13 protein-coding genes are annotated in these 14,297 nt (G+C 56.0%); 6 read left to right on the top strand and 7 right to left on the bottom strand.

Translation table 11 applies throughout. The features are described 5' to 3' along the window. Positions 1–5: 5 nt before the first annotated feature. The gene (gene fdnG, locus ABVR31_RS00625) at positions 6–3,053 is read right to left on the bottom strand and encodes a formate dehydrogenase-N subunit alpha (protein ID WP_081049407.1); all 3,048 of its coding nucleotides are present in this window, start codon (positions 3,051–3,053) and stop codon (positions 6–8) included. A gap of 143 nt (positions 3,054–3,196) precedes the next feature. Between fdnG and fdhD the strand changes: the two genes are divergently transcribed. Together fdhD and ABVR31_RS00635 are read left to right on the top strand one after the other, a co-directional pair. Then, positions 3,197–4,027, top strand: a complete 831-nt coding sequence (fdhD, locus tag ABVR31_RS00630; protein ID WP_058758153.1) for a formate dehydrogenase accessory sulfurtransferase FdhD — start codon at positions 3,197–3,199, stop codon at positions 4,025–4,027. A gap of 204 nt (positions 4,028–4,231) precedes the next feature. Then, a complete protein-coding gene (locus tag ABVR31_RS00635; protein ID WP_283341831.1) occupies positions 4,232–5,347 on the top strand; it encodes a glycosyltransferase family 9 protein in 1,116 nt (371 codons plus the stop codon). A 51-nt stretch (positions 5,348–5,398) separates the two neighbouring features. On the opposite strand, the gene ABVR31_RS00640 is transcribed toward ABVR31_RS00635, so the two are convergent. Then, entirely contained in the window at positions 5,399–6,172 is a 774-nt protein-coding gene (locus ABVR31_RS00640; protein ID WP_088516188.1) for a DeoR/GlpR family DNA-binding transcription regulator, read from the bottom strand. A 173-nt stretch (positions 6,173–6,345) separates the two neighbouring features. Between ABVR31_RS00640 and ABVR31_RS00645 the strand changes: the two genes are divergently transcribed. Continuing rightward, positions 6,346–7,686, top strand: coding sequence for an aspartate aminotransferase family protein (locus tag ABVR31_RS00645; RefSeq protein WP_371222002.1), 1,341 nt, complete (start codon positions 6,346–6,348; stop codon positions 7,684–7,686). Between the two features lie 92 nt (positions 7,687–7,778). Here the strand turns inward: ABVR31_RS00645 and alsE are convergent, their stop codons facing one another. From alsE to ABVR31_RS00665, 4 genes are read right to left on the bottom strand one after another with little or no spacing between them, the layout of a single operon-like run. Then, a complete protein-coding gene (gene alsE, locus ABVR31_RS00650) occupies positions 7,779–8,459 on the bottom strand; it encodes a D-allulose 6-phosphate 3-epimerase (protein ID WP_058758149.1) in 681 nt (226 codons plus the stop codon). Between the two features lie 49 nt (positions 8,460–8,508). Next, a complete protein-coding gene (locus ABVR31_RS00655; protein WP_058758148.1) occupies positions 8,509–9,771 on the bottom strand; it encodes a PTS ascorbate transporter subunit IIC in 1,263 nt (420 codons plus the stop codon). 35 nt (positions 9,772–9,806) lie between these two features. Beyond that, positions 9,807–10,073, bottom strand: coding sequence for a PTS sugar transporter subunit IIB (locus ABVR31_RS00660; protein WP_021313417.1), 267 nt, complete (start codon positions 10,071–10,073; stop codon positions 9,807–9,809). Positions 10,074–10,092: 19 nt separating this feature from the next. After that, complete coding sequence (locus ABVR31_RS00665) at positions 10,093–10,533, bottom strand: PTS sugar transporter subunit IIA (RefSeq protein WP_058758147.1); 441 nt, start codon at positions 10,531–10,533, stop codon at positions 10,093–10,095. 312 nt (positions 10,534–10,845) lie between these two features. Between ABVR31_RS00665 and ABVR31_RS00670 the strand changes: the two genes are divergently transcribed. The 3 genes from ABVR31_RS00670 (at position 10,846) to ABVR31_RS00680 (ending at position 13,787) form a co-directional block, all read left to right on the top strand. Next, complete coding sequence (locus tag ABVR31_RS00670) at positions 10,846–11,871, top strand: LacI family DNA-binding transcriptional regulator (RefSeq protein ID WP_021506846.1); 1,026 nt, start codon at positions 10,846–10,848, stop codon at positions 11,869–11,871. A gap of 158 nt (positions 11,872–12,029) precedes the next feature. Then, positions 12,030–12,647, top strand: coding sequence for a superoxide dismutase [Mn] (gene sodA / locus ABVR31_RS00675; RefSeq protein ID WP_372771697.1), 618 nt, complete (start codon positions 12,030–12,032; stop codon positions 12,645–12,647). Positions 12,648–12,824: 177 nt separating this feature from the next. Then, positions 12,825–13,787, top strand: a complete 963-nt coding sequence (locus ABVR31_RS00680) for a VirK/YbjX family protein (RefSeq protein WP_222951487.1) — start codon at positions 12,825–12,827, stop codon at positions 13,785–13,787. Positions 13,788–13,793: 6 nt separating this feature from the next. On the opposite strand, the gene ABVR31_RS00685 is transcribed toward ABVR31_RS00680, so the two are convergent. Then, positions 13,794–14,156: a YibL family ribosome-associated protein gene (locus tag ABVR31_RS00685; RefSeq protein WP_021506843.1), complete on the bottom strand. Its 363-nt coding sequence runs from the start codon at positions 14,154–14,156 to the stop codon at positions 13,794–13,796. Positions 14,157–14,297 lie beyond the last annotated feature (141 nt).

The following is a 14,297-nucleotide window of genomic DNA, read 5'->3' on the forward strand; positions in this document are numbered from 1 at the left end:
CTCCGTTACACCTTCTCGACGTTAACCAGGAACGCCTTAAACTCCGGCGTTTGCGTGTTGGCGTCACCGACAAACGGCGTCAGGGTATTGGCGATAAAGCCTTTTTTCGCCACGCCCTGATAGCCCCAGTGAATCGGGATGCCAATGGTATCGACAGTTTTGCCATCGACGTTGAGCGGACGCAGGCGCTTGGTGACCACCGCTTTGGCTTTGATATAGCCGCGGTTGGAGCTCACCTTCACCGTGTCGCCCTGAGCGATGCCGAGCTTGTTCGCCAGCTTCTCGCCAATCTCCACAAACTGTTCCGGCTGCGCGATGGCGTTAAGCAACGCGTGTTTGGTCCAGTAATGGAAATGCTCGGTCAGACGATACGTGGTGCCGACATACGGGAACTGCTCCGCTTTGCCCATCGCCGCCAGATCGTCTTTGAACACGCGCGCGGCCGGGTTGGAGACCACGTCAGGATGCAGCGGGTTGGTGCCGAGCGGCGTTTCAAACGGCTCGTAGTGCTCCGGGAACGGTCCTTCTGCCATTTTGTCGATGGCGAACAGGCGACCCATGCCTTCCGGCTGCATGATAAACGGCCCGACGTTACTGCCCGGCGCGGCCGTGCTGTAGTCCGGAATATCCATACCGCCCCACTTGCTGCCATCCCATTTGAGGATCTGGCGTTTCGGATCCCACGGGTTGCCCTGTGGGTCGGCGGAGGCGCGGTTATACAGGATGCGGCGGTTCAGCGGCCACGCCCAGCTCCAGTTCAGCGTATTGCCCAGCCCGCTCGGATCGGTGTTATCGCGACGCGCCATCTGGTTACCGTCCGGTGTCCAGCTACCGGCGAAAATCCAGCAGCCGCTGCTGGTGCTGCCGTCATCTTTCAGATGGGCAAAGGTGCTGAGCTGCTGGCCTTTTTTCACCAGTAGCGTGCCTTTGTCATCGTAGATGTCCGCCAGCGCCTTGCCGTTGCTCTCCATCGCCACCTCTTCCGAGGCCGGATTGTCGGGCGTCAGGTAGTTCCAGGTCATGTTCAGCACCGGCTCTGGCTGTGCACCGCCTTCGCGCGCATACATCTCACGCAGACGCAGATAGATACCGGAAAGAATTTCACCGTCGTTGAGCGCTTCGCCCGGCGCATCCTGACCTTTCCAGTGCCACTGCAGCCAGCGGCCGGAGTTAACGATTGAGCCGTTCTCCTCGGCAAAGCAGGTTGACGGCAGACGGAACACTTCGGTCTGAATCTGCGCCGGATCGACATCGTTAAACTCGCCGTGGTTTTGCCAGAAGGTCGAGGTTTCGGTGTTGAGCGGGTCGATGGTGACGAGGAACTTCAGCTTCGACAGCGAATCGATCACTTTGCGCTTGTTCGGGAACGACGCCACCGGGTTAAAGCCCTGGCACAGATAGCCGTTAACCTTGCCCTGCGACATCATCTCGAAGTACTGCAGCACGTCGTAGCCTTTGTCCCACTTCGGCAGCCAGTCAAAGCCCCAGCTGTTCTCCGCCTGCGCTTTATCGCCAAAGAAGGCTTTCATCATGCTGACGAAGAATTTCGGGTAGTTGCCCCAGTAATTCACCTGGCCCGGCAGCGTCGGCTTCGGCGTGTTCGCCGCCAGATAGCTGGTGAGATCGGTCTGTTTTTCCGACGGCAGCGTCATATAGCCCGGCAGGCTTTGCGACAGCAGGCCGAGATCGGTCAGACCCTGAATATTGGAGTGTCCGCGCAGCGCATTGACGCCACCGCCGGCCATCCCCATATTGCCCAGCAGCAGCTGAATCATCGCCATGGTGCGAATGTTTTGCGCCCCGACCGAATGCTGTGTCCAGCCCAGCGCATACAGGAACGAGGTGGTGCGGTCGCGTGCGCTGGTTTCGCCAATCAGCTCACAGACGTGCAGGAAATCCGCCTTTGGCGTGCCGCAGATGCGCTCGACCATTTCCGGCGTATAACGGCTGACGTGCTGCTTCAGCAGATTCCAGACGCAGCGCGGATGGCTCAGGCTGTCATCGCGTTTGGCAAAGCCGTCGTCGCCCAGCTCGTAGTTCCAGCTGGTTTTGTCATATTTGCGATTGGCTTCGTCGTAGCCGCTGAACAGGCCATCGTCGAAATGGTAATCCTCCCGCACAATCAGGCTGGCATTGGTATACGCCTGCACATATTCATGCTGAATTTTGTCATTCTGCAGCAGCCACAGCAGCACACCCGACAGGAAGGCAATGTCGGTGCCGGGGCGGATAGGCGTGTAAAAGTCTGCCACCGATGCCGTGCGGGTGAAGCGCGGATCGATAACAATCAGTTTGGCTTTGTTGTGAATTTTGGCTTCCATCGCCCAGCGGAAACCGACCGGATGCGCCTCAGCAGCGTTTCCGCCCATCACCACAACCAGATTGGCATTACGGATGTCGACCCAGTGGTTGGTCATCGCACCGCGACCAAATGTTGGAGCAAGACTTGCTACCGTTGGTCCGTGTCAGACGCGTGCCTGGTTGTCGACCGCCAGCATACCGAGCGATCGGGTAAATTTTTGCGTTAAGTAGCCGGTTTCGTTGCTGGAGGCCGAAGCGCACAGCATGCCGGTAGAGAGCCAGCGGTTTACCGTCACGCCGGCGGCGTTCTGCGCGATAAAGTTGGCGTCGCGATCGGCTTTCATCAGCTGCGCGATGCGCGTAAAGGCGTCATCCCAGCTGATGCGCTGCCATTTGTCGGAGCCTGGCGCACGGTATTCCGGATATTTCAGACGGCTGTCGCTGTGGACAAAATCAAGCAGGCCCGCGCCTTTCGGACAGAGCGCGCCGCGGCTCACCGGATGGTCCGGATCCCCTTCGATGTGGAAAATGGTCTCTTTGGCGTTTTTCGCGCCATCGCCGAGGCTGTACATTAACAGGCCACAGCCGACTGAGCAGTAAGTGCAGGTATTACGGGTTTCGCGGGCACGCAGCAACTTATACTGCCGTGTTTCCGCCAGCGCGGCTTCCGGCGTAAAGCCGAGCAGTGCTGCCGTGGTTCCTGCCATACCGCCAGCGCAGATCTTGAAGAATTTTCTTCGGCTGACGTTCATGGGTAATCCTTGAGTCGACATTGCTGTAATAATTTTTTTGCGCTGGATGGAGCCGGGGTTCAGAATGGCTCCACGCAGGATTGCGTCAAAAGCGACCTGATATTACCACTACTTTAATGTGGTTGTTATGCGAGACGAGAGAAGTGAAAGCGAAACAGCAAAAAAGTAACCAGAATGTGAATGAGATCGCAGGACTGAGCCAGACCACCGTATGGCAGCGCCACGCGATTACTGAAGCGGAAAGCGACTGGCTGGCGCAGGAAGTGCCGGTGGCGCTGGTCTACAACGGTATTTCACACGTGGTGATGATGGCGACGCCGGATAATCTGCAGGCTTTTGCGCTCGGTTTTTCGCTTTCCGAAGGCATTATTGAGCAACCCGGCGAGATCTATGGCATGGATGTGGTGCCGGGCTGCAATGGGTTCGAAGTGCAGATCGAACTCTCCAGCCGGCGTTTTATGGCGCTGAAGGCGCAGCGTCGCGCCATGGCGGGCCGCACCGGTTGCGGCGTGTGCGGGGTGGAGCAGCTGGATCAAATCGGCAAGCCGGTGCAGCCGCTGCCGTTTACGCAGACCTTCGATCTGGCCTGCCTCGATAACGGGCTGGCACAGCTGCGCGATTTCCAGCCCATCGGCAATCTGACCGGTTGTACGCACGCCGCCGCGTGGATGTCGCCGCAGGGCGAACTGCAGGGCGGCTGCGAAGACGTGGGGCGCCACGTGGCGCTGGATAAGCTGCTGGGCCAGCGCAGCCAGCAGCACTGGCAGCAGGGCGCGGTGCTGGTTTCCAGCCGCGCCAGCTATGAGATGGTGCAAAAATCTGCCATGTGCGGCGTAGAGATTCTGTTTGCCGTCTCGGCCGCCACCCAGCTGGCCGTTGAGGTGGCCGAGCGCTGTAACCTGACGCTGGTCGGTTTTTCTAAACCGGGACGCGCCACGGTGTACAGCCATCCGCAGCGTCTGATTAACGGTTGATGTGCGATACATGCCGGGAATTTCATCGTTCGCGGCATGCGGCGTACCGGGAGGTGTCAGGCAATCTTTTATTACGCCGCGCTTTTCTGGTTAGCCTGCTAAATAATATGCATGCAATAGTTTTTAATGTGACATTCTTTTTGATAGGAATGAAGAAGTTGATGCGCTATCATTAACGTCTCAATCAATAATAATATATCCATTATGGCTTTAATTAAAAAGCTGCGGCAGCTGAATCGCAGGCGTAATTATTTAAAGAAAGAGATTAAATATTCTCTTGATCTTTATTTTGCAGCAAGGAAATGGAAAAAGTCTTCATGCCACAAACAGAATAAACAGGATATCAAATCCATTCTGCTGGTTCGCAATGAAGGTAAAATCGGCGATGCCATTGTTTCTACGTGTTTTCTCAGAGCGCTGTTTGAAGCCGGGTATCGTGTAGATATTCTGGCGGTAAAGGAGAATGAGAGCCTTTTCCGACATAACCCGTATATTCACAACATCTATCTCTCGGACAGTTTCTGCGATTGTCATCAGCGCGATAAATATGACACCGCCATCGGGAGTGAGGTCGTTACCCTCCTGAGAGACAATGCTTACGATTTATTGATCGATACGGCTATCTGGCAAACCGCGCTGTATATGCCCAAAATGATTGCCGATATCAATCCTAAAATGACGCTGGGTTTCAACAAGCCTGGCTGGCTTAAACCTTACGATATCAACATTCAGTTCGATCACCTTAATAACCACGTTAAAAATATCTATCGTGCGGTTCTTGACTATCTTCAGGTTGAGACGGTTGATGGACTGAATTATGAAATATTTTACCCTGAGCGAATTGATGCCGAAATTCACCAGTCCGGCATGTTTTCCGCTGATGAGCACAATATTTTAATCAATATTTATGCCAGTCATGCCGATCGTGACCTCTCTGAGCAGCAGCTGAAAGAGCTAATCGGGGCGATTGTCAGGCACAATGCGGCCACCAATATCGTGGTGCTCGATCACAAAGGCGCGCTGGAACAGGCGTCGCTGCACCCCGCGAAGTTATACCGCGTTCCCTCGCTGTATCACGCTTTCGCTGCGGTTAAGAAAAGTGATTGCGTGATTACTCCCGATACCGCCGTGGTGCATATCTCGGCGGCTTATAACAAAGCCCTGGTTGGCATCTATCAGGACTCACTGAAAAATAATCAGCTGTGGTCGCCTGGCTACAGTAACGGCCATCAGATATTTTCCGATGAGTTTGTTTTTAAAAATGACGGACGGCTGGTTGAGAAAATAAGCCAAAAAATCCACACGCTGGTTCAGCCATAATCGATGAGGTCACCGTGCCGTCAGTACGGTGACCGTGCATCGGGCAGTTCCTTACACCACCTGCACCGCTAACGCCTGCTGCAGAGCGCTGAGCGCACCGGGCTTTGCCGCGCCGCCGTCGCAAATCAACAGATCGATATCGCCGACAGGGGCGTACTGGGTACGGCTGATCACGCCGAGTTTACTGTGATCCGCCAGCAGCAGGGTGCGGCTGGCCTGCTGTACCATGGCGTGCGCGATGGCGGCTTCATGCGGATGGAAGCTGCTGGCGCCGTTTCGGGCATCGATGCCGACCGGTGACAGCAGCGCCACGTCGGCGCGATATCGATAAATTTCCCCCACCGTCATTTCTCCCCGCGTCTGCTGCGCGCCGGCCATCATCATGCCGCCCAGCAGCAGCACCTGGTTATTCAGGGTTTCATGCTCTTCGGCCGCGCTAAGCGCCAGTGCCGCCTGCAGACTGTTAGTGATGATGGTCAGGCCGGACATGGTGCGCAGCTCTTCAGCCAGCAGCGTGGTGGTGGTGCCGGCATCGAGGAACAGCGTCTGGCCGGGTTGCAGATGTTGTACCGCCGCGGCGGCAATCGCGCGTTTCTCTCTGGCCTGTGCGTTACGGCGCACCTGCAGCGGTGGCTCCGGCGGGCTCTCCAGCGCCACCAGACCGCCATGTACGCGGCGCGCCAGCCCCTGCGCCTCAAGCGAAATGATATCGCGCCGTGCCGTTTCCCGCGAAATGCCCAGCTCTTTGATGATGCGTTCAGTGCTGAGCTGATGTTGCGTGCTCAGCAGCGCGCGGATGCGATGTAAACGGGTTTCCTGCAGCATGACGTTTCCCTGTGGCAGAGCGAAGCTGGGCCTAAGCTTACCTGAGTGTCATCGTGGCGTCATGTGTATTTGGTTGTATTTGTGTATTTGGTTGCATTTTTCACTAAAGCAGGCATGATGTTCGCAGAGATCAGGCTGCAAACACCCCTTTCACCTTCGCAACGGGAGTTACCATGGTTACACGTTCCACCATCATGGATACCAACAGTTTTCGCGCCGAACACGCCGACGCGCTGGATCCGGCCACCCGCACTCTGACGGACAAGCGCAGCAAAGTGCTGGGCGAATCGTATCGTCTGTTTTATCGCAAGCCGGTGCATCTGGTGCGCGGCGAAGGGCAGTATTTATGGGATGCGGCGGGTAATAAATATCTGGATGTGTATAACAATGTGGCGAGTATCGGCCACTGCCATCCGGCGGTCATTGAGGCGGTGAATCAGCAGATGAAGATGCTGAACACGCACACGCGTTATCTGCATGAGCGCATTCTTGACTACAGCGAAGCGTTGCTGGCGACTACGCCGGAAGCCATCGATCGCGCCATGTATATGTGTACCGGCTCAGAAGCCAACGATTTGGCGATTCGCGTGGCGCGCGCCTGGAGCGGTGGCACCGGCATTATTGTCTCGCAGGAGGCGTACCACGGTACCAGTGATTTGACCTCTGGCGCGTCACCGGCGCTGGGTAGCGGTCAGCCGCTGGCCGCGACCACCCGTCTGGTGCCACCGCCGGATGCTTATCGCGTCGATGCGCCCGACCTCGGGGCATGGTTCGCCGATCAGATTCAGCAGCAGATTGATGACATGAAAGCGCACGGCATTAAATTCGCCGGTTTCCTCGCCGACTCGATCTTCTCCTCCGACGGCGTGCTGCCTAATCCGCGCGGATTCCTGCAGCAAGCGGTAGATGTGGTGCATGCTAACGGCGGCATTTTTATCGCTGATGAAGTGCAGCCCGGCTTTGCCCGTACCGGCGATGCCTTCTGGGGCTTTGCCCGTCACGGCGTGGTGCCGGATGTGGTCACCACCGGTAAGCCGATGGGCAACGGTATTCCGGTTTCCGGCCTGCTGGCGAAAAGCGACGTGCTGGCCGCGTTCAGCGATGAGATCCCTTATTTCAATACTTTCGGCGGCAATCCGGTGGCGATGGCCGCTGCGCAGGCGGTGCTGACGGTGATTCAGGAAGAGGGGCTGCAGGAGCATAGCCGCGTGGTCGGCGCACAGCTGCTGGCGGAGCTGCAGAAGCTGATGGACAGCCATGACTGCATTGGTGATGTGCGCGGTGCCGGGCTGTTTATTGGGTTTGAGCTGGTGCAGGATCGCAGCAGTAAGACGCCGGACAAAGCGCTGGCGCTGGACTTGATCGAGAAGCTGCGCGATCACCATGTGCTGACGTCGGTGGCCGGGCCGTACGGCAACGTGCTGAAACTGCGTCCGCCGCTGGCGTTCCAGAGCGGTGATATCGACTGGCTGGTGGGAGCGCTGGATAAGTCGCTGACCGAGCTGGGGCGTTAATTACTCAGATATCAGGTCGCCATGAATGGCGACCCTTCAGCATAATGTGCCAGATGCGCGTTGATGCGCATCTGGCAGGGCGTGAAAGAACATCACGCTGCGGCAGTTTCCTGCATAAAAATCTGCTCCATCTTCTGCCACGCCTGTGCCACATCATCATCGAGATTGAACAGGCCGGAGGTACCGACAATAAACACGTCGACGCCCGAGGCGGCAATCTGCTTAAAGGTGCGCGCATTGCACGACCCATCGATTTCGGTCAGATAGTGATAACCGTGCGTTTCCCGCATGGCGATCAGCTGGCGAATTTTGTTCAGCGTTTCCGGAATAAATTTCTGCCCGGCGAAACCGGGATCGACGGACATCACCGTCACTTTATCCAGCAGATGCGCATATTCACGAATGCTGTCGGCTGGCGTCGCCGGATTCAGCACCACGCCGCAACGACGGCCGGCCTCTTTAATTTGCGTCAGCAAACGGAAAATTTTGTTATTCGCCGTCTCCGGATGGAAGCTGATAATATCCGCGCCGGCGTCAATGCACATCGGAATAATATCTTCCGGGTGGTTCACCATTAAATGCACATCAATCGGCACATCGGTAATTTTACGCAGGTTCTCAATAAAGAACGGCGACAGCGTAATATTCTTAACATAGCTGCCATCCATAATATCGACATGATAGAACGAGGCGCTGGCGTTCATCGCTTCGATCTGCTCGCGGAAGCGGGTCAAATCCATGCACATCAGGGACGGTGAAAAGCGGGCGTTCATGCTGATTTCCTCATTACGCAAACAGCGCCCGCAGGCGCTGTCTGTGACATCAATGGAAGAACGAAATAATATGGCCGAGCACAATGCCGACGATACCGAAGTCCGCATCACCAAAGGTGGTGGACGCGAAGCCAAGGTCACCCATCAGCGGCAGCAGAATGGCGGGCAGGAAGGAGATCAGCAGCCCCTGGACAAAGGAACCGATGATGGCGCCGCGCCGTCCGCCGGTGATATTGCCGTAGACGCCAGCGGTCGCGCCGCAGAAGAAGTGCGGCACCAGACCCGGCACAATCACGCTCAGACCGAACAGCGGACACAGGAACATGCTGATCAGCCCGGCGGCGAAGCTGCACAGGAAGCCGATGATCACGGCGTTCGGCGCGAACGGGAAGACCGTCGGGCAATCCAGCGCCGGTTTTGCGTTGGGCACCAGTTTATCGGCGATGCCTTTGAACGCCGGGACGATCTCGGCAATCACCATGCGTACACCGGCAAGAATGATGTAAACACCCGCAGCAAAGGTGATTGACTGGATAATGGCAAAGACGATGAAGTTCTGGCCGCCGCTCACCTGGCTTTCGGTAAACTCTTTACCGGCGACCAGTACCAGCGCGACAAATAGAATCATCATGGTCAGCGAAATTGCCACGGACGAGTCGCGCAGGAAGTTGAGCGTTTTGGGTACTTTCAGCTCTTCAATTGACGGGCTGCCTTTGCCCACCGCTTTGCCAACCAGCGCTGACAACAGGTAGCCGGTGGAGCCAAAGTGGCCCAGCGCCAGATCGTCCGAGTTGGTGATTTTGCGGGTGAACGGCTGCAGAATCGCCGGACATACCACCATCATGGTGCCGAGGATCAGCGAGCCGATCAGCACCAGCCAGAAGCCGTGCACGCCGCCCACCGACAGGATCACCGCCAGCATGGCCGACATATACAGCGTATGGTGCCCGGTCAGGAAGATGTATTTCAGCGGCGTGATGCGCGCCAGCACAATATTCACCAGCATACCGAACACCATGATCATCGCGGTTTCGGTACCGTAGTTTTTCTGTGCCAGCGCGGCCATCGCATCGGTATTCGGCACTACGCCCTGAATATTGAACGAGTGCTCGAATAGCTGGCTAAAGATTGTCAGGGTGGCCGCAATTAAGTTGGCCCCGGCGATAAGAATAACAAAACCCATGATGGTTTTTAGCGTACCGGAAATCACATCGGATACCGGTTTCTTTTGCAGTAATAAACCAATCAGGGAAAAAAGGCCGACAAGTATAGCGGGTGTTCCAAGAACATCCTTAATTATAAATTGCAGCATAAATTACTCCGTGTGAGTAAATTTCGTCGGGTCAATTACAGGTTGTCGGCGAGAATTTCTTTAATTCTGGCGTTATCCAGTAAATTGCTCAGGCCAAATACCTGGGCGCTGTGGCTCGACAGCTGGTCAGCGATATCTTTAGCGCTGATGATAATATCGGCCTGCTCGGATTTGGCTGAGGTTAAATCGGTATGACCCACTTCAGCCTCTTTACCCAGCTCCTTAATAATTTTCTTCACGTTCATTTCCACAATGAAGCTGCTGCCTAAACCGTTTCCACACACAATCAGTACTTTTTTCATTTTCAGGTTTCTCTGGTGATTAATCTTTAATGACAGCTTCAATCGCTGGCAGGGTCGATGCCGACAGCAACTGCTGCAGGCGGGATTCGTCGCTGAACACCTCAGCCAGCGCGGTGATCATCTGAATATGATCGTCGCCAGACAGGGCGCACAGCATAATAACGACAAACACCGGGTCGTTTTCATCGGCGGCAAAATTCACGCCTTGTTTTACGTGCAGCAGCGACAGGCCGTTTTTGCGCGCACCCTGTTCCGGACGCGCATGCGGCATCGCCAGACCCGGCGCCAGCACATAATAGGGCCCCAGCTCAGCGTGCGACGTAAAGATTGCATCCAGATAAGCCGGGGTAATTGCCCCCTCCGCCAGCAGCGGCTCGGCCGATAAACGCACCGCTTCCTGCCAGTCGCTAACGTCGTCTACTATCCGGATATGTTGCGGTGTCAGCCATTGAGTGAGCATCAGTAATTCCTGTTTATTCGTCGATGCGGTGCACTGTAGGTGATTTTATCGCCTGGGTTCTGTGATGTTGCTCGCAAAAGTTAGCGCTAACATGAATGATGTTAAAAAGTGTGTTAGCGATAACATTTTTGCGCGCGCGGTTTGTCACGCTGAGACCGGGGTGACATGCTCAGGCCAGCGAAAATCACGCAGCCAATGAGACATGCCCGATTCTGTGGTTTTTAACATGGCACCAATTTGCTTTTGGTTTTAAGCTGCGTGCGGATAAATCGAGCGCTACCCGGAACCAGCAGGGTAGAGACAGGAGAACGCATGACAGAAAAACGACGGCGCAGTACCGGCAAAAGCACGCTGGCCGATGTTGCCCGTTTGGTCGGTGTCAGCGCCATGACGGCGTCGCGCGCTTTGCGTATGCCGGAGAAAGTGTCGCCCGAAATTCGCGCAAGGATCGACGCGGCCGTCGCGGAACTGGCCTATGTGCCCAACGTGCAGGCGCGTAACCTGGCGTCAGCCTCGTCGCGGCTGATCACCATGGTGGTACCCTCATTTGCTACGCCGGGCAGCGCGATTGTGTCAGAGGCGCTGCAGGAGGTGCTGCGGCCGCAGGGCTATAACATGATGCTGGCCGAAGCCAATCACTCGGCGGCGGAGGAGAGCGAGCTGATTGAGATGCTACTCTCTTACAACCCGGCCGCGATGGTGCACTTCAATTTCGACAATGCCGCCGAAGCGCAGCGCCTGCTGAGCAACTCCGGCCTGCCGGTGATGGACATCGGCGGCGTGCATCAGGATTCTGCCGGCATCAGCATCGGCGTGGACTATGCGAAAGCCATTCGTCAGCTGGTAAACAGCCTGGTGGAGCGCGGCTATCGCCATCCCGGCCTGCTGTGCACACAAACGCATAGCACTATTTTCCGTCAGCTGCTCAATGGCTGGCACAGCGGGATGCTGGCGCTGAATCTGGCACCGCACCGCGTGGTGACCTCACCAAAAATGCCCACCTTTGCCGCCGGCCACAGCCTGCTGGCAGAGATCCGTCTCACCTGGCCGGAACTGGACGTCCTGATCTGTACCAGCGATGAAGTGGCGTGCGGCGCCATCATGGCCTGTCACGCAGCCGGCGTCTCGGTGCCCAGCCAGCTGGCGATTGCCAGCATCGGCGGTGGCCCGCTGGCGGCGGTATGTTCGCCGCCGCTGACCAGCATTGTGCTGCCGTACGAGGAGATGGGGCGCATGGCCGGTAAACGCCTGCTGGCGGCACTCAACGGCGACGAGCCGCCTGCCATCAATGAGCTGCCGGTGCAGCTTAAGCTGCGCGCCAGTACGCACAAGGTGTAGCCGTGTGTGCGCACCTTTTGCCAGATTGATCAAATCCTTATCATTACTAAGGCATTGATAACCCTTTTCCGGATCATGATTTTAACTATAATGATCCGACTGCTTATGCGGCACACCAGCAAGGTTGTGCTGCCAAACACTAAATGGAGAGGAAGAACATGAGTTATTCACTGCCATCCCTGCCGTACGCCTACGACGCACTGGAACCGCACTTCGACAAGCAGACGATGGAAATCCATCACACTAAACATCACCAGACCTACGTTAACAACGCCAACGCGGCGCTGGAAGGTACCGAATTCGCAAACCTGCCGGTTGATGAACTGATCACCAAACTGGATCAGCTGCCAGCAGACAAAAAAGGCCCACTGCGTAACAACGCTGGCGGCCACGCTAACCACAGCCTGTTCTGGAAAGGCCTGAAAACCGGCACCACGCTGCAGGGCGACCTGAAAGCGGCAATCGAAAAAGATTTCGGTAGCGTTGAGAAATTCCAGGAAGAGTTCGAGAAAGCGGCCGCGACCCGTTTTGGCTCTGGCTGGGCGTGGCTGGTGAAAAAAGGCGACAAGCTGGCGGTCGTTTCAACCGCTAACCAGGACAACCCACTGATGGGCGAAGCCATCGCTGGCGTGTCTGGTTTCCCAATCATCGGTCTGGATGTGTGGGAGCACGCTTACTATCTGAAGTATCAGAACAAGCGCCCTGACTACATCAAAGCGTTCTGGAGCGTGGTGAACTGGGACGAAGCAGCGGCACGTTTCGCCTCGGCAAAATAAGTTCTGGCTTACGCTATGTGAATAACCGGTGCCTGCGTGCACCGGTTTTTTTATCGCCATCTTAAACCGCAGCTCAACAAACTCCACGTCATGACCAGGCTAAAGTGGTTATTAACGCGCCGTTGATAATTTGGGGCATACAGTAGCCTTCAGTTATCTCGCGACGTAAAAATAATCATGTCTATTATTACACATTCTGAGCCGGACTCCGTTTCGTCGGCCGCGCTGTTTATACCTTTAGTCAGTGGAAAGCTGCGGCCAAATAAGCTGTGGAATAGCCAGCAATTTCGCCTGAAATTTGCCTTAAGGTCAGCGGTATTTCCACTGACTACCTTTAATTATCTCCATCAGCTGGCCAAACTCTCTTTTCTGCCGCAGCTGTTAAACAGCCAGGGCTTACTGCCGGCTAAGCCGCATCGCCCGTATTTGCGCGCAGGTTTCAGCGTGGCGCAGCGTGCGCAGGCGATTCTCGATCATTATCAATTAATGGATCGGCTGGCGAATAATCAGCTGCGCCAGTTGCTGCTGAGCCCGAGCGGTAATCTCCTTGCCCGTTTCACCGGCAAAAACGAGGAGCAGTTTGCGATTTATTGCTGCTCCGGCCATTACGACCGGGAAGGGGAAATTACGCTGCTGCTTAATTATCAGGATATGACGCTGGCCTCGCTGTCATTCTCTATTATTCAGGAACAGCAGCAGCGCACGCTATTAATTGGGGGCTTGCAGGGGCCGCGGAAACATATTTCCAGTGACGTTATTCGCGATGCCACCAAAGCCGCGCACGGCGTATTTCCCAAGCGTCTGCTGATGGAAGCAGTATTTATTCTGGCGGCACAGTGCGGCGTAGAGGCCATTACCGCCGTCGGCGATACCACCCATGTTTTCCGCAGTCTGCGCTACCGTCACAGCAAAGGTGATAAATTCTTTGCCAGCTATAGCGAGTTCTGGCTGTCACTGGGCGGGGAAATGCGGGGTGATGAGCTGTTTACGCTGCCGCTGAGCATGGCACGTAAAGATCTGGAAGAGATTGCCAGCAAGAAGCGCGCGGAGTATCGCCGCCGCTATGCCTTGCTGGATACGCTGGCGCAGCAGGTGCTGCAGGCTGCCGGGGCAGAACGCGACGTGGCCCACGCCGCGTAACGGTAATCAGAACGGCTGCTTCGCGTAGCCGGTCATCACCTTCAGCCCCATCTCGCGTCCCAGCGCGGTCATCGGGTGTACCACCACCAGGCCGCGCACGCTTTTCTTCAGCGCGCCCATGTTCGCCTGCTCTTTTTTGGTGATTTCACGGCTGAACGGCAGCTTTTTCAGCTGCTGGGCTTCTTTGCTCAGCTTCTCTTCGCGCACGTTGCGCAGACGTTCAATTTCCTGCACCAGCGTCTCTTTCTCTTTCAGCAGCGCGCCAAGCTTTTCGGCATCGCCCGCTTCCAGCAGCTGCGGTTCTTTGCGATTCAGCGCGTCCAGCTGGTCGCTGAGACGTTTAATCTCGGCTTTTTCTTGTTCTTTCATTGGGAAAACTCATTAAGGAAAACAGGCAAAGGATACATCAAATCCGCCCGCTTTTGCAGCGCAGCGACAACAGAGGCAACGGGATAATCGGGTGCAGCGGGCGGGCGGGCAAAAAAATACCCAGCGCAAGGCTGGGTATTG

Source organism: Pantoea sp. WEP, assembly GCF_041678305.1.
Taxonomy (GTDB): Bacteria; Pseudomonadota; Gammaproteobacteria; order Enterobacterales; family Enterobacteriaceae; genus Pantoea; species Pantoea dispersa.